Annotated in this window: 12 protein-coding genes; 9 read left to right on the top strand and 3 right to left on the bottom strand. The window is 71.4% G+C overall.

Annotation, left to right across the window (positions count from 1 at the left end):
- Window positions 1–17: 17 nt before the first annotated feature.
- Entirely contained in the window at window positions 18–1,478 is a 1,461-nt protein-coding gene (locus OHU74_RS25995; RefSeq protein WP_371618094.1) for a cytosine permease, read from the bottom strand.
- 151 nt (window positions 1,479–1,629) lie between these two features.
- Here OHU74_RS25995 and ftsY point away from each other — a divergent pair, with 151 nt between their 5' ends.
- Window positions 1,630–2,841 (top strand): signal recognition particle-docking protein FtsY, encoded by a 1,212-nt coding sequence (ftsY, locus tag OHU74_RS26000; RefSeq protein ID WP_371618095.1) that lies wholly within the window; start codon window positions 1,630–1,632, stop codon window positions 2,839–2,841.
- Between the two features lie 83 nt (window positions 2,842–2,924).
- Here ftsY and OHU74_RS26005 read toward each other — a convergent pair whose 3' ends face one another.
- Complete coding sequence (locus OHU74_RS26005) at window positions 2,925–3,596, bottom strand: bifunctional DNA primase/polymerase (protein WP_371618096.1); 672 nt, start codon at window positions 3,594–3,596, stop codon at window positions 2,925–2,927.
- A gap of 422 nt (window positions 3,597–4,018) precedes the next feature.
- Here OHU74_RS26005 and OHU74_RS26010 point away from each other — a divergent pair, with 422 nt between their 5' ends.
- The 6 genes from OHU74_RS26010 (at window position 4,019) to ftsH (ending at window position 13,765) form a co-directional block, all read left to right on the top strand.
- Window positions 4,019–5,548 carry a hypothetical protein gene (locus OHU74_RS26010; RefSeq protein WP_371618097.1) on the top strand — a complete coding sequence of 510 codons (1,530 nt, stop codon included), beginning with the start codon at window positions 4,019–4,021 and terminating at the stop codon, window positions 5,546–5,548.
- A gap of 339 nt (window positions 5,549–5,887) precedes the next feature.
- Window positions 5,888–7,231, top strand: a complete 1,344-nt coding sequence (locus tag OHU74_RS26015; RefSeq protein ID WP_330298793.1) for an ammonium transporter — start codon at window positions 5,888–5,890, stop codon at window positions 7,229–7,231.
- On the top strand, window positions 7,228–7,566 hold the full coding sequence (locus OHU74_RS26020) for a P-II family nitrogen regulator (RefSeq protein ID WP_371618098.1): 339 nt from the start codon (window positions 7,228–7,230) through the stop codon (window positions 7,564–7,566). Before OHU74_RS26015 ends, OHU74_RS26020 begins: the two co-directional genes overlap by 4 nt.
- A gap of 48 nt (window positions 7,567–7,614) precedes the next feature.
- The gene (locus OHU74_RS26025; RefSeq protein ID WP_371618099.1) at window positions 7,615–10,041 is read left to right on the top strand and encodes a [protein-PII] uridylyltransferase; all 2,427 of its coding nucleotides are present in this window, start codon (window positions 7,615–7,617) and stop codon (window positions 10,039–10,041) included.
- Window positions 10,042–10,129: 88 nt separating this feature from the next.
- Complete coding sequence (gene ffh / locus OHU74_RS26030) at window positions 10,130–11,704, top strand: signal recognition particle protein (RefSeq protein ID WP_371618100.1); 1,575 nt, start codon at window positions 10,130–10,132, stop codon at window positions 11,702–11,704.
- A 150-nt stretch (window positions 11,705–11,854) separates the two neighbouring features.
- On the top strand, window positions 11,855–13,765 hold the full coding sequence (gene ftsH / locus OHU74_RS26035; RefSeq protein ID WP_371618101.1) for an ATP-dependent zinc metalloprotease FtsH: 1,911 nt from the start codon (window positions 11,855–11,857) through the stop codon (window positions 13,763–13,765).
- A 39-nt stretch (window positions 13,766–13,804) separates the two neighbouring features.
- On the opposite strand, the gene OHU74_RS26040 is transcribed toward ftsH, so the two are convergent.
- On the bottom strand, window positions 13,805–14,488 hold the full coding sequence (locus tag OHU74_RS26040; RefSeq protein ID WP_371618102.1) for a class I SAM-dependent methyltransferase: 684 nt from the start codon (window positions 14,486–14,488) through the stop codon (window positions 13,805–13,807).
- A 142-nt stretch (window positions 14,489–14,630) separates the two neighbouring features.
- Here OHU74_RS26040 and proS point away from each other — a divergent pair, with 142 nt between their 5' ends.
- On the top strand, window positions 14,631–16,043 hold the full coding sequence (proS, locus tag OHU74_RS26045; protein ID WP_371618103.1) for a proline--tRNA ligase: 1,413 nt from the start codon (window positions 14,631–14,633) through the stop codon (window positions 16,041–16,043).
- 201 nt (window positions 16,044–16,244) lie between these two features.
- Complete coding sequence (locus OHU74_RS26050) at window positions 16,245–16,844, top strand: hypothetical protein (protein WP_371618104.1); 600 nt, start codon at window positions 16,245–16,247, stop codon at window positions 16,842–16,844.
- Window positions 16,845–16,975: the final 131 nt, after the last annotated feature.

Raw genomic sequence — 16,975 nt, forward strand, 5'->3', positions numbered from 1 at the left:
CGTTAGCTGACGTGGCGTCAGTTGGACAGGGATCCGGCGGCGACCGGCTCCTCCACCGGCTCCTCCACAGGCTGCGGCGCGACCGGGGCCAGCGCTGCCGGGGTGCGCGGCAGGACCGCGTACAGCACGGCGGAGGTGACGATGCCCGCCGCCCAGCCCAGGCCGTTCTCGCCGATCCAGGTGGTGGCGAGCGGGCCGCTGAACCAGTCGACCTTCGTGAACAGCAGCCCCACGACCAGCGCCAGGCCCCACGAGGTCATGGCCTGCCAGGCGAAACCGCCCCGGTACCAGTAGGCGCTGCTGCGCGTGGTGTCCAGCAGGGCCGCGCTGTCGTAGGAGGTGCGGCGCAGCATGTCCACGCCGAAGACGCCGATCCAGGCGGAGAAGGCCACGGCGAGCAGGGTCAGGAAGGAGATGAAGGACCCGAAGAAGCTGGTCGCGACCACCATCAGCAGGAAGCCGAAGACCAGGCTGATGACGGCGTTGACGCTCACCGCCGCCGCGCGCGGGACCTTGATGCCGAGGGTCTGCGCGGTGAAGCCGGCCGAGTACATGGACATCGAGTTGATGAGCAGCATGCCGACGAGCGCGATCAGCAGGTACGGGACCGCGATCCAGGTCGGCAGCAGCTCCCCGATGAAGGAGACCGGGTCCTGCGCGGTGGCCAGGTCGGGGGTGGCGACGGCCATCACCGCGCCCATCAGCACCATCGGGATGACGACGACGGCCGCGCCGCCGATGGTGGCGCCGACCATGCCCTTGGCGGAGGCGGTGCGGGGCAGGTACCGGGTGAAGTCCGGGCCGGAGGGGACCCAGCTGATGCCGCCGGCGGCGATGGTGCCGATGCCCGCGATCATCATCGCGGTGGAGCCCGCGGGCTTGCCGAAGACGGCCGACCAGTCGGTCTCGACGATCAGGTAGCCCAGGACGAGCACGCTGAAGGCGCCGAAGAGGTACGTGGACCACTTGGAGCAGACGCGCAGCGCGTTGATGCCGAGACCGGAGACCAGGAAGGTGCAGCCGACGAAGAAGAGCAGGGTGACCACGATCAGGGCGGTGTTCTTCTTGATGCCGAAGACCAGGTCGAGCACGGTCAGGACGGCGTAGGCGCCGCTGACCGCGTTGATGGTCTCCCAGCCCCAGCGGGCGACCCAGATCAGGGCGCCGGGGAAGAGGTTGCCGCGCTGGCCGAAGACGGCCCGGGAGAGCGCCATGCCGGGGGAGCCGCCGCGCTTGCCCGCGATGGATATGAGGCCGACGATCCCGTACGAGACCACGGGTGCGGCGATCGCGACGACGAGCACCTGCCAGATGTTCAGCTTGTTGAAGATGACCAGGCCGGCGCCCATGGTCAGCAGCAGCACGCTGATGTTGGCGGCGACCCAGGTCGGCACGAGCTCGCGGACCCGGCCGCGCCGCTCGCCGTCCGGGACGGGCTCCAGTCCGCGTGACTCGACGGCGGTCGTCTCGGCAGGCATACGTGTACTCCGTGGGGGCGGCGGGGTGGGGCGTGGGGGATTGCTCATCATCGTAGATTCGCCGTAAAAAGTACAAACAGAGGCTTACGTCCTGGTATGAACCTCCAGGGTCCCCGCCCCGGGGCGCGCGTGGCCGATACTGGGGAGCGTTATGGAAATCCTCATCCTTGCCGTAGTCATCGCCCTGGTCGCGGTCGGTGCGATCAGCGGGCTCGTGGTCAGCAGCCGCAAGAAGAAGCAGCTGCCCACGGCACCGTCGAGCACGCCGACCATCACTGCCCCGCCCGCCGAACCGCAGGTGGGGGAGGACGCCGCACCGACGGCGGAAGAACCGCGCCGCACGATCGAGGAGGTCGCGCTCCCCGAGGCCGAGGCCCCGGTCGCGGAGCCCGAAGCCCCCGTCGCCGAGGTGCCCGCCGCCCCCGAGATCGAGGTGCCCGAGCCCACCGCCGGCCGCCTGGTCCGGCTGCGCGCGCGCCTCGCCCGGTCGCAGAACTCGCTCGGCAAGGGGCTGCTCACGCTGCTCTCCCGCGAGCACCTCGACGAGGACACCTGGGAGGAGATCGAGGAGACCCTCCTCATCGCCGACGTCGGTGTCGCGCCGACCCAGGAGCTGGTGGACCGGCTCCGCGAGCGGGTCAAGGTGCTCGGCACCCGTACCCCCGCCGATCTGCGCGCCCTGCTGAAGGAGGAGCTCGTCGCCCTCCTCGGCACCGACTTCGACCGCGCCGTGAAGACCGAGAGCGGCGTGGACACCCCCGCCGTCATCATGGTCGTCGGCGTGAACGGCACCGGTAAGACCACCACCACCGGCAAGCTCGCCCGCGTGCTCGTCGCCGACGGGCGCAGCGTCGTGCTCGGCGCGGCCGACACCTTCCGTGCCGCCGCCGCCGACCAGCTCCAGACCTGGGGCGACCGGGTCGGCGCGCGCACCGTGCGCGGACCCGAGGGCGGCGACCCGGCCTCCATCGCCTACGACGCGGTCAAGGAGGGCATCGCCCAGGGCGCCGACGTGGTGCTCATCGACACCGCCGGCCGCCTGCACACCAAGACCGGCCTGATGGACGAGCTCGGCAAGGTCAAGCGCGTCGTGGAGAAGCACGGCCCGCTGGACGAGATCCTGCTGGTCCTGGACGCCACCACCGGGCAGAACGGCCTGACCCAGGCCCGGGTCTTCGCGGAGGTCGTGGACATCACCGGCATCGTGCTGACCAAGCTCGACGGCACCGCCAAGGGCGGCATCGTCATCGCCGTCCAGCGCGAGCTGGGCGTCCCGGTCAAGCTCGTCGGCCTCGGTGAGGGCGCGGACGACCTGGCCCCCTTCGAGCCGGAGGCCTTCGTCGACGCCCTGATCGGCGACTGAGGGCCCCACAAGGCTTGAGAGCCCCTACGCAGACCAGTGCCCCCGCGGTCCCACGGACCCGGGGGCACTGGTCTGCGCGGAGGTCAGGCCTTGCGCAGCCGGTGGCACAGGTAGGCGAGGGTGCCCAGCAGCAGCCGGGCCTGGGGCGGATCCCCGGCCGAGTCCAGTGCCGGGGGGCGCAGCCAGCTCATCGGGCCGAGTCCGGCGTGGTCGGAGGGCGGCGCGGTGACGTAGGAGCCCTGGCCCAGCGCGCGCAGATCCAGACCGGCGTCGTCCCAGCCCATCCGGTAGAGCAGCTGCGGCAGCCCGGCCGCGGCCCCCGGGGCCACGAAGAACTGGGCCCGGCCGTCCGGGGTCGCGGTGACCGGGCCGAGCGGCAGGCCCATCCGCTCGAGGCGGACCAGCGCCCGCCGGCCGGCTTCCTCGGCCACCTCGATGATGTCGAAGGCGCGGCCGACGGGGAGCAGCACCGCGGCCCCCGGGTATCCGCTCCAGGTCTCGGTGACCTCGTCGAGGGTGGCTCCGGCCGGGACCGTCGGCGCGAGGGCCAGTGGATGCGCCCCCGGCGCGCTGCAACTCGTATGACCGCAGGAGCAGTCGCGGGAGGGTGCCGCGGCCCGTGCGCCGGGGACCACGTCCCAGCCCCACAGTCCGGTGTACTCCGCCACCGCCGTGCACTCCGACGTCCGGCCTCGACGCCGAGCGCCGGAACGGAACTCCTTGGTGCCGCGGCTGCCGCCGATCGTGAAGCCCATGCCCATGCCCCCTCCAACGGGTCGGACGTGCCGGTGGTTACGACGTCGGCGGGACCGGATGGGGCAGGATGCGGAGTCCGGATCGTGCTCGGTCCGCAGTGGTCCGTCCCGTCGCGGCCCGGCGCACTCCTCGCCGCGCACGCCCCGAGCGCACCCCAGTCCATCCGATCGGTTTCGCCTTCGTGTCAAGTGAATCGCGCCTGGCGGGTGGCGAGTTCATTCGAAGGGGTGGCGAATGGTGGCGTTTCCGGGATCGACCTCGCCGCAGGGGTGATCGTAGGATTACTTTCGGTGCATGAAGAGCGAAGGCAGACTCGTCCGCGGGTATGCCGGAGGCAAGGTGTGAAGGACCTGTGAAGGTCCCCCCGCCCCTTCGCCGGCGGGCTTCATGTTTGAAGAGGCTGAGGGATGGGGGCGTTCCAGTGAGCGGCAACGGCGCAAGCGGAACGAGCGCGGAGTCCGACGGGTCGTCCGCCGAGGAGCCGGAGCAGGGCGCGACCGCCCGCAACGAACAGCTGACGTCCTGGTTCGTCCGCAGCGGCTGGTCCAAGGGCGAACTGGCCCGCCAGGTCAACCGCCGCGCCCGCCAGATGGGCGCCCACCACATCAGCACCGACACCTCCCGGGTCCGCCGCTGGCTCGACGGCGAGCAGCCCCGCGAACCCGTCCCGCGGATCCTCTCCGAGCTGTTCTCCGAACGCTTCGGCTCCGTCGTCGCCATCGAGCACCTCGGACTGCGCACCGCCCACCAGACCCCCTCCGTCTCCGGGGTCGACCTGCCATGGGCCGGCCCGCAGACCGTGGAACTGCTCGGCGAGTTCTCCCGCAGCGACCTCATGCTGGCCCGCCGCGGCTTCCTCGGGACCTCCCTCGCGCTCTCCGCGGGCCCCGCCCTCATCGAGCCCATGCAGCGCTGGCTCGTCCCGGTCCCGCCCGCCGACCCGGGCACGCGGGCGGTGGGACCGGCGGGCGGCGCCCTCAGCGGCCACCGGCCGCCCCGGCTCTCCGAGCCCGAGCTCGACCTCCTCGAAGCCACCACCGTGATGTTCCGCCAGTGGGACGCCCAGTGCGGCGGCGGCCTGCGCCGCAAGGCCGTGGTCGGCCAGCTCCACGAGGTCACCGACCTGCTCCAGGAACACCACCCGGCCCCGGTCATGAAGCGGCTCTTCAAGGTCGCCGCGGAACTGGCCGAACTCGCCGGCTGGATGAGCTACGACATCGGCATGCACCCCACCGCGCAGAAGTACTTCGTCCTCGCGCTGCACGCCGCCAAGCAGGGCGGGGACAAGCCGCTGGGCTCGTACATCCTCTCCAGCATGAGCCGCCAGATGATCCACCTGGGCCGTCCCGAGGACGCCCTGGAGCTCATCCACCTCGCGCAGTACGGCAGCCGCGACTGCGCGGGACCCCGTACCCAGGCCATGCTGTATGCGATGGAGGCCCGCGCCTACGCCAACATGGGCCAGCCCAGCCGCTGCAAGCGGGCCGTGCGGATGGCCGAGGACACCTTCTCCGACGTCGGCTTCGGCGGCGAGAGCGAACCCGACTGGATCCGCTTCTTCTCCGAGGCCGAGCTCAACGGCGAGAACTCCCACTCCTACCGCGACCTGGCCTACGTCGCCGGCCGCAGCCCCATGTACGCCTCCCTCGCCGAGCCCGTCATGGAGCGCGCCGTCGAGCTCTTCGAGAAGGACGAGGAGCACCAGCGCTCGTACGCCCTCAACCTCATCGGCATGGCCACGGTGCACCTGCTCCAGCGCGAACCCGAGCAGGCCGCCGTCCTCGTCGGCCGCGCCCTCGACGTGGCGGGAAAGGTGCGGTCCGAAAGGGTCAACACCCGGCTGCGCAAGACCGTCGACACCGCCGCACGTGAGTACGGCGACGTGGCCGACGTGGTGCGCCTCACCGACCACCTCGCCTCCCGGCTCCCCGAAGCCGCGGAGGCCGTCTGACGGCCCCGCGGCCGTCCACCCCAAGGCCCCCGGCCGTGGCAGTCACCCCGTGAAGCCCGATCAGGCTCCCCCAGCCAGGTTCCCCGGGTATCCGCCACGGCCGGGCTCTGGAGCCGGGCGTCCATGAACCACCCGTTCATGGACGCGTAACACGCAGGACCTCTTCGTCATCGACGCGAAACACCCAGCGGCGCCGCCGGAAACCGGCCTGCGCGAATCTCAGGGCCATTAACCGGCCAGCTTTCAGGCCGGGCCCTCAGGCCTGATTGAAAAAAACCAGCGCCGCTCAGGTTTTCACGGTCGCCCGCACGCGAACGTACCGACGACGAGGAGACGCCGATGGCATCAGCCATCACGACCCTCGCGGCAGACGCCCCGACGCTCTCTGCCGCGAACACCGGGTTCATGCTCATCTGCTCCGCCCTGGTCATGCTGATGACCCCGGGACTCGCCTTCTTCTACGGAGGCATGGTCCGCGTCAAGAGCAGCCTCAACATGCTGATGATGAGCTTCATCAGCCTCGGGATCGTCACGATCCTCTGGGTCCTCTACGGATTCAGCCTCGCCTTCGGCTCCGACGTCGGGTCCGTGATCGGCTGGAGCTCCGACTACGTCGGACTCAGCGGCATCGGCATCACCGAACTGTGGGACGGCTACACCATCCCCGTGTACGTCTTCGCCGTCTTCCAGCTGATGTTCGCCATCATCACCCCCGCCCTGATAAGCGGCGCCCTGGCCGACCGGGTCAAGTTCAGCGCATGGGCCCTCTTCATCACCCTCTGGGTCACGATCGTCTACTTCCCCGTCGCCCACTGGGTATGGGGCGCGGGCGGCTGGCTCTTCGAGCTCGGCGTCATCGACTTCGCCGGCGGCACCGCCGTCCACATCAACGCGGGCGCCGCGGCCCTCGGCGTCATCCTGGTCATCGGCAAGCGCGTCGGGTTCAAGAAGGACCCGATGCGCCCGCACAGCCTCCCGCTCGTGATGCTCGGCGCCGGCCTCCTGTGGTTCGGCTGGTTCGGCTTCAACGCCGGATCCTGGCTCGGCAACGACGACGGCGTCGGCGCCGTCATGTTCGTCAACACCCAGGTCGCCACCGCCGCCGCCATGCTCGCCTGGCTCGGCTACGAGAAGCTGCGCCACGGCTCCTTCACCACCCTCGGCGCCGCCTCCGGCGCGGTCGCGGGCCTCGTCGCCATCACCCCCTCCGGCGGCTCCTGCTCCCCGCTCGGCGCGATCGCCATCGGCGCCATCGCCGGTGTCGTGTGCGCCATGGCCGTCGGCCTGAAGTACAAGTTCGGCTACGACGACTCCCTCGACGTCGTCGGCGTCCACCTCGTCGGCGGTGTCCTCGGCTCCCTGCTCATCGGCCTCTTCGCCACCGGCGGGGTCCAGTCCGACGCGGCCGGCCTCTTCTACGGCGGCGGCCTCGCCCAGCTCGGCAAGCAGGCGGTCGGCGTCTTCTCCGTCCTCCTCTACTCTCTCGTGGCATCCGCGGTCCTCGCCTTCCTCCTCGACAGGACGATGGGGATGCGGGTCACCGAGGACGACGAGGTCTCCGGCATCGACCAGGTCGAACACGCCGAGACCGCCTACGACTTCAGCGGAGCCGGCGGCGGCTCCTCCTCCCGGAGCACCGCCGTACCCACCCCCGTTGCCGCGAGCAAGAAGGTTGACGCATGAAGCTGATCACCGCGATCGTCAAGCCGCACCGGCTGGACGAGATCAAAGAGGCCCTCCACCAGTTCGGCGTCCAGGGACTCACGGTCTCCGAGGCCAGCGGATACGGCCGCCAGCGCGGCCACACCGAGGTCTACCGCGGCGCCGAGTACACCGTGGACCTCGTCCCCAAGATCCGCATAGAGGTGCTCGTCGACGACGACGCCGCCGAGGACGTGATGCGGATCGTCGTCGAATCCGCCCGGACCGGCAAGATCGGCGACGGCAAGGTGTGGAGCATCCCCGTGGACTCGGTCATCCGGGTCCGCACCGGCGAGCGCGGCGCAGACGCGCTCTAGGGCCCGGCACGGCTGACCGGACAGGTCCTTACTGATGGGAACCCCTGGGTGACGAGCGTCGAAGAGACCACGGACGGCAACACGGCCGACTCGGGACCCAGCGGTTACGCCGCGGCCCGGCTGCGACTCCTCCAGGAGGAGTCGCGGTCCGGGCCTTCCCGGCGTTCCGCCCTGGCAGCGCTGACCGACGACTGGCTGAAGGCACTGTTCGCCACCGCCGTGAAGGAGACGGGCGTCCGGGGCGCCGCCCTCGTCGCCGTCGGCGGCTACGGCCGCGCCGAACTCTCCCCCCGCAGCGACCTCGACCTGGTCCTGCTCCACGACGGCAGAGCCGAACCCCGCACGCTCAGTGCACTGGCCGACCGGCTCTGGTACCCCGTCTGGGACCTGGGGCTCGCCCTCGACCACTCCGTCCGCACCCCCGGCGAAGCCCGCAAGACCGCCGCCGAAGACCTCAAGGTGCACCTCGGACTGCTCGACGCCCGGCCCGTCGCCGGCGACGTCGGACTCCTCGCGGGCCTGCGCACCTCGGTCCTCGCCGACTGGCGCAACCACGCCGCCAAGCGCCTCCCCGAACTGCACTCCCTGTGCCGGGAACGGGCGGAGCGCGCGGGGGAACTGCGCTTCCTCCTCGAACCCGACCTCAAGGAAGCCCGCGGCGGGCTCCGCGACGTCACCGTCCTGCGGGCCGTCGCCGCGACCTGGCTCGCCGACGCCCCGCGCGAAGGCCTCGCCGACGCCAGGCGCCGCCTGCTCGACGCGCGCGACGCCCTCCACCTGGTGACCGGGCGGGCCACCGACCGGCTCTCCCTCCAGGAACAGACCGCGGTCGCGGCCCAGCTCGGGCTGCTCGACGCCGACGCCCTGCTCAGGGAGGTGTACGAGGCCGCGCGCGTGGTCTCGTACGCCGGCGACGTGACCTGGCGCGAAGTCGGGCGCGTGCTCCGCGCCCGGGCCGCCAGGCCGCGGCTGCGCGGCTTCCTCGGCACCCGGGGAGCCGTGCCCGAGCGGGCGCCGCTCGCCGAAGGCGTCGTGGAATCCGACGGGGAGGCCGTCCTGGCCCTGGCCGCCCGCCCCGACCGCGATCCCGTCCTGCCCCTGCGGTTCGGCGCGGCCGCCGCGCAGGCCGGACTGCCCGTCTCGCTGCACGCCGTACGAAGGCTCGCGGCGCAGGCCAAGCCGCTGCCGGTGCCGTGGCCGGCCGAGGCCCGCGAACAACTGCTCACCCTGCTGGGCGCGGGCGAACCCACCGTCGCCGTATGGGAGGCCCTCGAAGCCGAGGGGATCATCACCCGGCTGCTGCCCGACTGGGAACGGGTCCGGTGCCGGCCCCAGCGCAACCCCGTGCACACCTGGACCGTCGACCGGCACCTGGTCGAAACGGCCGTGCGGGCCTCGGAACTCACCCGCCGGGTCGGCCGCCCCGACCTCCTCCTCATGGCCGCACTCCTCCACGACATCGGCAAGGGCTGGCCCGGCGACCACTCGGTGGCGGGCGAGACGATCGCCCGCGACGTGGCGGTGCGGGTGGGCTTCGACGCCCAGGATGTGGCCGTGCTCGGGGCCCTCGTACGCCACCACCTGCTGCTCATCGACACCGCGACCCGCCGGGACCTGGACGACCCCGCGACGGTGAAGGCGGTCGCCGAGGCGGTCGGGACCTCCAGCACGCTGGAAATCCTGCACGCCCTGACGGAAGCCGACGCCCTGGCGACCGGCCCGGCGGCCTGGAGCGCCTGGCGCGGCTCGCTCGTGGCCGACCTGGTCGCACGGGTCGCCGCCGTCCTGCGGGGGGCCGCCCTGGCAGCGGGGGAGCCGGAGATCCCGACGACCGAACAGGAACGCCTCGCGGTGGAGGCGCTGCGCACCGGGGAACCGGTCCTGTCCCTGCACGCCCGGCAGGAGGAGGACGCCGTCGGGGTGGAACTGGTCGTGGCCGTCCCCGACCAGCCGGGGGTCCTCCCGGCGGTGGCGGGCGTACTGGCCCTGCACCGCCTCACCGTCCGCGCGGCGGACCTGCGCTCCATGGAGCTCCCGGACCAGCTGGGCGAGGTGCTCGTGCTGCGGTGGCGGGTGGCCGCGGAGTACGGCTCCCTGCCGCAGGCCGCACGGCTGCGCACGGACCTGGTGCGGGCGCTGGACGGCACGCTGGACGTCCCGGCGAAGCTGGCGGACCGCGAGGCGGCGTACCCGCGCCGCCGCGGGGTCGTCCCGCCGCCGCCCCGGGTCACGGTGGTCCCGGAGGTCTCCTCCCTGGCCACCGTCCTGGAGGTCAGGGCGCCCGACGCGGTCGGTCTCCTGCACCGGATCGGGCGGGCACTGGAATCCGCCGGCGTCCGGGTCCGCAGCGCACACGTCTCCACCCTCGGCGCGAACGCGGTGGACACGGTGTACGTGGTCGACGCCGACGGCAAACCCCTCGCCGCCCCGGCCGCGGCCGCCCTGGCCGTCGCGGTGGAGTCGGCCCTGACGTAAGGAACCCGCCCGCAGGGCCGGAGGGGTGGCGCGGCCCGATACCCTGGGGGACGACCACACGCCCCCGACCCGAGGAATCGCGACCACCGTGTTCGATACGCTTTCCGACCGCCTCAGCGCGACCTTCAAGTCCCTCCGGGGCAAAGGCCGCCTCTCCGAGCAGGACATCGACGCTGCGGCGCGGGAAATCCGTATCGCCCTCCTCGAGGCCGACGTCGCGCTCCCGGTCGTCCGCTCCTTCATCGCGAACGTCAAGGAGCGCGCCCGCGGCGAAGAGGTCTCCAAGGCCCTGAACCCGGGCCAGCAGGTCCTCAAGATCGTCAACGACGAGCTCGTCTCGATCCTCGGCGGCGAGACCCGGCGGCTGCGCTTCGCCAAGACCGCGCCCACGGTGATCATGCTCGCCGGTCTTCAGGGTGCCGGTAAGACCACCCTCGCCGGAAAGCTCGGCCTGTGGCTCAAGGGGCAGGGCCACACCCCGCTCCTCGTCGCGTGCGACCTCCAGCGCCCCAACGCCGTCAACCAGCTCTCCGTCGTCGCGGAGCGCGCCGGCGTCGCCGTCTACGCGCCCGCCCCCGGCAACGGCGTCGGCGACCCGGTCCAGGTCGCCAAGGACTCCATCGAGTACGCGCGCACCAAGCAGTACGACGTGGTCGTCGTCGACACCGCCGGCCGCCTCGGCATCGACCAGGAGCTGATGCAGCAGGCCGCGGACATCCGCGACGCCGTCAGCCCGGACGAGATCCTCTTCGTCGTCGACGCCATGATCGGCCAGGACGCGGTCAACACCGCCGAGGCCTTCCGCGACGGCGTCGGCTTCGACGGTGTCGTGCTGTCGAAGCTCGACGGCGACGCCCGCGGTGGCGCCGCGCTCTCCATCGCGCACGTCACCGGCAAGCAGATCATGTTCGCCTCGAACGGCGAGAAGCTCGACGAGTTCGACGCCTTCCACCCCGACCGCATGGCGGGCCGGATCCTCGACATGGGTGACATGCTCACCCTCATCGAGCAGGCCGAGAAGACCTTCAGCCAGGCCGAAGCCGAGAAGATGGCGGCCAAGCTGGCGAAGGGGCCGAAGGAGTTCACGCTCGACGACTTCCTGGCCCAGATGGAGCAGGTCCGCAAGATGGGCTCCATCTCCAAGCTGCTCGGCATGCTCCCGGGCATGGGCCAGATCAAGGACCAGATCAACAACATCGACGAGCGCGACGTCGACCGCATGGCCGCGATCATCAAGTCGATGACCCCGGCCGAGCGCCAGGACCCGCACCTCATCAACGGCTCGCGCCGCGCCCGTATCGCCAAGGGCTCCGGTGCCGAGGTCAGCGCAGTGAAGGGCCTCGTCGAGCGGTTCTTCGAGGCCCGCAAGATGATGTCCCGCATGGCCCAGGGCGGCGGCATGCCCGGGATGCCGGGCATCCCCGGGATGGGTGGCGGCCCCGGCCGGCAGAAGAAGCAGATCAAGCAGGCCAAGGGCAAGCGCAAGAGCGGCAACCCGATGAAGCGCAAGGAAGAAGAGGCCGCGGCCGCGCTCCGCAAGGAGCAGGGTCCGCAGGCGGTCGAGCCCGCCGCCGGCGGCAACCCCTTCGGCCTTCCGGCCGGCGGGGCGCAGCCCGGCCAGGACTTCGACCTCCCGGACGAGTTCAAGAAGTTCATGAAGTAACGGCGCGAGCATCTGCGCGAGTACCTGCGCGAGCGCCCGCGGGAGGGCCCCGTCCACCGGATCCGGTGGACGGGGCCCTCCCGTTTCTGCGGGGGCAATGGGCGGGTTTGTCGCTTATGGTCGGCCGGGAGGACGGCAGAAGGAGGCCACGTGCCCAGCCCCACCCCCGTACCGCCCCGCGACCGGGCCGATACGCCCTGGCGCTCCGAGGGCGCACCGCCCACCCCGCCGCCGAAGAAGAGGATGCCCGGGGGCTGGCGCGGCCTGATCCTCACCGCCCTGATCGTCTACCTGATCACCAACCTGGTGCTCTCCTTCTTCAACGAGGGCGACGAGGCGACCATCTCGTACACCGAGTTCAGCAAGCAGGTCGCCAACGGCAACGTCTCGAAGATCTACTCCAAGGGCGACGCCATCCAGGGCCAGCTGAAGACCGGACAGCCCAAGCCGGACGGAGACAAGGGCGACTACACCAAATTCGTCTCCCAGCGCCCGGCCTTCGCCGACGACGACCTGTGGGCCAACCTCACCAAGCAGAACGTGGTCGTCACCGCCTCCCCGGTCGTCGAACAGCGCAGCTTCCTCGCCAACCTCCTGCTCTCCCTGGCCCCGATGCTGCTGCTCGTCCTCCTGTGGGTGTTCATCGCCCGCCGGATGGGCGCGGGCATGGGCGGACTCGGCCGCAAGGCGCCGCCGAAGCCGGTGGAGCTGGAGGGCGCCAAGCGCACGACCTTCGAGGACGTGGCGGGCATCGACGAGGTCGAGGGCGAGCTCAACGACGTCGTGGACTTCCTCAAGAACCCGGACGAGTACCGCAAGATGGGCGCCCGGATGCCCGGCGGCGTCCTGCTCTCCGGCCCGCCCGGCACCGGCAAGACCCTGCTGGCGCGCGCCGTCGCGGGCGAGGCCGGGGTGCCGTTCTTCTCCGCCTCCGCCTCCGAGTTCATCGAGATGATCGTCGGCGTCGGCGCGTCCCGGGTGCGCGAACTCTTCAACGAGGCGCGCAAGGTGGCCCCGGCGATCATCTTCATCGACGAGATCGACACCATCGGGCGGGCCCGCGGCGGCGGCGCGGCCATGGGCGGCCACGACGAACGCGAACAGACCCTGAACCAGATCCTCACCGAGATGGACGGCTTCTCCGGCTCGGAGGGCGTGGTCGTCCTGGCCGCGACCAACCGGGCCGACGTCCTGGACCCGGCCCTGACCCGGCCGGGCCGCTTCGACCGCCTGGTGGTCGTGTCCCCGCCCGACAAGGGCGGCCGCGAGGCGATCCTGCGGATCCACACGCGGGACATCCCCCTCGCCGAGAGCGTCGACCTGGCGCAGGTTGCCCGCACCACCCCGGGCATGACGGGCGCGGACCTGGCCAACCTGGCCAACGAGGCCGCGCTGCTGGCCGTCAAACGCCAGCAGAAGCAGGTCACCCAGTCCGACCTGTCGGATGCGCTGGAGAAGGTTCAGCTCGGCGCGGAGCGGCCGCTGGTGATGCCGGAGGAGGAGCGCCGCCGTACGGCCTACCACGAGAGCGGTCACGCCCTGCTGGGCATGCTCCAGCCGGGCGCCGACCCGGTCCGCAAGATCACCATCGTCCCGCGAGGCCGTGCGCTCGGTGTCACCCTCTCGACGCCGGAGGCGGACCGCTACGCGTACACGGAGGACTACCTCCGCGGCCGCATCATCGGAGCGCTGGGCGGCATGGCGGCCGAGCAGACCGTCTACGAGGTCATCACCACGGGCGCGGAGAACGACCTCGAACAGGTCACCAGCATCGTCCGGGGCATGGTCGGCCGCTGGGGCATGAGCGAGCGCATCGGCCGCCTCACCGCGATCCCCTCGGACGGACAGAGCCCCTACGGACTCTCCGCGGCCCCCGCCACCCTCGACGCGGTGGACCACGAGATGCGGCGGATCGTGGACGAGTGCTACGCGGAGGCCTGCCGGCTGCTGCGCGAGAACCGCGACAAGCTGGACGCCCTCGCGCAGGCCCTGATGGCGAACGAGACCCTGGACGAACCGGCCGCCTACGCCGCTGCGGGCATCCCCCGCCTCCACAAGTAGCCGCCGGCGGGGCTGATCTCCTCAGCCCCGCAACGGCGGTTACGCCGTACGGGCGATCACGTAGCGGAAGATGTTCGGCAGCCAGACCGCCCCGTCGCCTCGCTCGTACGGGTGAAGCGCCTCCGCCAGCTCCTTCTCCACCTGCACCGGGTCCGCCGCCGCGGCTTCATACAGTCCGGTCGACAGCAGCCCGCGCACCGCGCTGTCCACGTCCGCGTACCCGAAGGGGCAGAACACCCGCCCCGACCCGTCCGGCACCAGCCCGGCCCGCGCCACCATCGCGTCCAGGTCCCGGGAGACCGGCCCGCCGCCCAGCACCGAGGGCACCGTGCACCGCTCCGCGGGCCCCCAGTCGGCCAGCACCACCGTCCCGCCCGGCCGCCGCAGCGCCGGCAGCGCCGCGGCCAGGGCCCCCGGGGCGGGGGAGAAGGCCAGCAGCACGTCGTAGGGCGCCGTGGGCTCGGGCGGGGCCGCCACCACCTCCAGCAGCCGTTCGCGCGCCAGCGCGCGGCGCGCGGGATCCCTCTCCACACCCGTGGCCAGGGCTCCCCGTCCGCAGGCCAGCAGAAGGGCCAGTCCGGCCCCGCAGTCCAGGCCGAGCAGCCGGTCGCCCGGCCCGACCTCCAGCCGGTCGTAGACCGCTTCGTACAGCGGTACCAGCATCCGTTCCTGGATTTCCGCCCAGTCCCGGGCGACAAGCGTCGCCGTCGGCGTCGGTGTCATCGAAAGAGCGCTCCTGATTCCGTTTCGCCCCCATGCCCCCGTTGCCAGAGAACTCCCGATTCGCCCCCGCGTCCAGAGGAGCGCGCCACCCGATTCACACCCGATTCACGCTCGCCGCCCCGGGCGCCGTACCATTCGCGCCATGGCAAAGGCACCCGTTCTCACCCCCCAGGCGGAGGATTTTCCCCGCTGGTACCAGGATCTGATCAACAAGGCCGAGCTGGCCGACAACGGTCCGGTACGCGGCACCATGGTCATCCGACCGTACGGCTACGGGCTGTGGGAGCGGATGCAGCAGGAGATGGACGCGCGCATCAAGGACGCGGGCGCCCAGAACGCGTACTTCCCGCTGTTCATCCCGCAGTCGTACCTGACGAAGGAAGCCGAGCACGTGGAGGGCTTCGCCCCCGAGCTCGCGGTCGTCACCCACGGCGGCGGCAAGGAGCTGGACGAGCCCATCGTGGTCCGCCCCACCTCCGAGACGATCATCAACGACTACTTCTCCAAGTGGGTCCAGAGCTACCGCGACCTGCCCCTGCTGATCAACCAGTGGGCGAACGTGGTCCGCTGGGAGATGCGCCCGCGCGTGTTCCTCCGTACGAGCGAGTTCCTCTGGCAGGAGGGCCACACCGCCCACGTGTCGTACGAGGACGCCCGCGACTACGCCGCCCGCATCCACAAGGACGTCTACGGCGACTTCATGACCAACGTGCTCGGCATCGACGTCGTGCTCGGCCGCAAGACCGCCAAGGAGCGCTTCGCAGGCGCCATCAACACCCTCACCCTCGAGGGCATGATGGGCGACGGCAAGGCCCTGCAGCTGGGCACGAGCCACGAGCTCGGCACCAACTTCGCCAAGGCCTTCAACACGCAGTACCTGTCGAAGGAAGGCAAGCAGGAGCTCGTCTGGCAGACCTCGTGGGGCGTTTCGACCCGCATGGTCGGCGGCCTGATCATGTCGCACGGCGACGACAACGGCCTGCGGGTCCCGCCGCGCCTCGCGCACGTCCAGGTCGTCGTCATGGCGATCAAGGGCGACGAGGCCGTCACCAAGGTCCGCGAGCTGGGCGCCCAGCTCAAGGCCGCGGGCCTGCGGGTGTTCGTCGACGACCGCGTCGACACCCCCTTCGGCCGCCGCGCCGTGGACTGGGAGCTCAAGGGCGTACCGGTCCGCGTCGAGATCGGCCCCCGCGACCTGGAGGCCGGCACTGCGATGCTGGCCCGCCGGATCCCGGGCGGCAAGGAGGCCGTGCAGATCTCCGACCTCGCCGCCCTGCTGCCCAAGGTGCTCGAGGAGGACCAGGAGCAGCTGCTGCGCGAGTCCCGCGAGCGCCGCATCGCGCGTACCTCCGACGTCACCACCATCGAGGAGGCCGCCGAGGCCGCCATCGCCGGTGGCTGGGCGCGGATCCCGTGGGCCGACCTCGGCCCCGAGGGCGAGGCGAAGCTCGCCGAGCAGGCGGTCTCCGTACGCTGCCTGATCGCCGAGGACGGGTCCGTCCCGGACGCGGACGACGCCCCCGGTACCCTCGCGATCGTCGCGCGCTCGTACTAGCCGGACCTCCGGTGACTCCTGCACCCCGGCGCGCGGCTCCTGCCGCGCGCCGGGGTGTAGTCGTCGTTACGTACCGACTCCTCCGGAGATCTGCGCACCCGTCCTCGTCGGGACGCATGAGACTGAACTGACTGGTACGTGCAAAAAATTTGGAATGGCCCGGAATCGGAACACCGGGGCACCCCGGCTCGTTGTCACGACGTGAGCACGACACCCCCTGTTCTCGCCGCAGAGCTGGCGCAGGCGTGGGCCGATATTCAGCGGTACCACCCCGAGCTGCCTGACCTTGCCGCGCCCGAGTCCCTGATCGGAGAGTCCTCGTCCGCCTGTGGCGCCGAGCTCTCCTTCGAGCGACTGCTGCACGAGGCAGTCCACGGCATCGCCGCAGCCCGCGGCGTGCGTGACACTTCGCGTGCCGGCCGCTACCACAACCGCAGGTTCCTCGCGATCGCCGAGGAGATGGGGCTGGACCACGCCGACGAGCCACATGCGAGCAGTGGCTTCTCGCTGGTCACGCTCAACCCCGAGGCGAAGAAGCGCTACCGCCCCACCATGGAGCGGCTCCAGCGCGCCCTGAAGGCCCACACCGTGGCGACGGCCGCCGACACCAAGCGCAGCTTCCGCGGTCCGGCGGCCCGGCACGGCTCCTCCGGTGGTGGTGTCCGCGTCAAGGCCGTCTGTGACTGCGGGCGCAACGTCCGGGTGGTCCCGTCGGTGCTGGCCCAGGCCCCGATCGTGTGCGGCGGCTGCATGAAACCCTTCCGCATTCCCGAGGTCGCGCTGTCGGCCGCCGCTTCCTGACCGGGCGGGCGAGGCGCCTCGGGCGTGTGGCACAATAGCTAGCTGTACTCGACAGTCGCATAGGACCCCTCTCTCCTCCGGCTGACGCGTCCATCGGGCACCCGAGTACCGCAACCCCACGTGGCATCTCA

This window comes from Streptomyces sp. NBC_00454, from assembly GCF_041434015.1.
GTDB lineage: Bacteria > Actinomycetota > Actinomycetes > Streptomycetales > Streptomycetaceae > Streptomyces.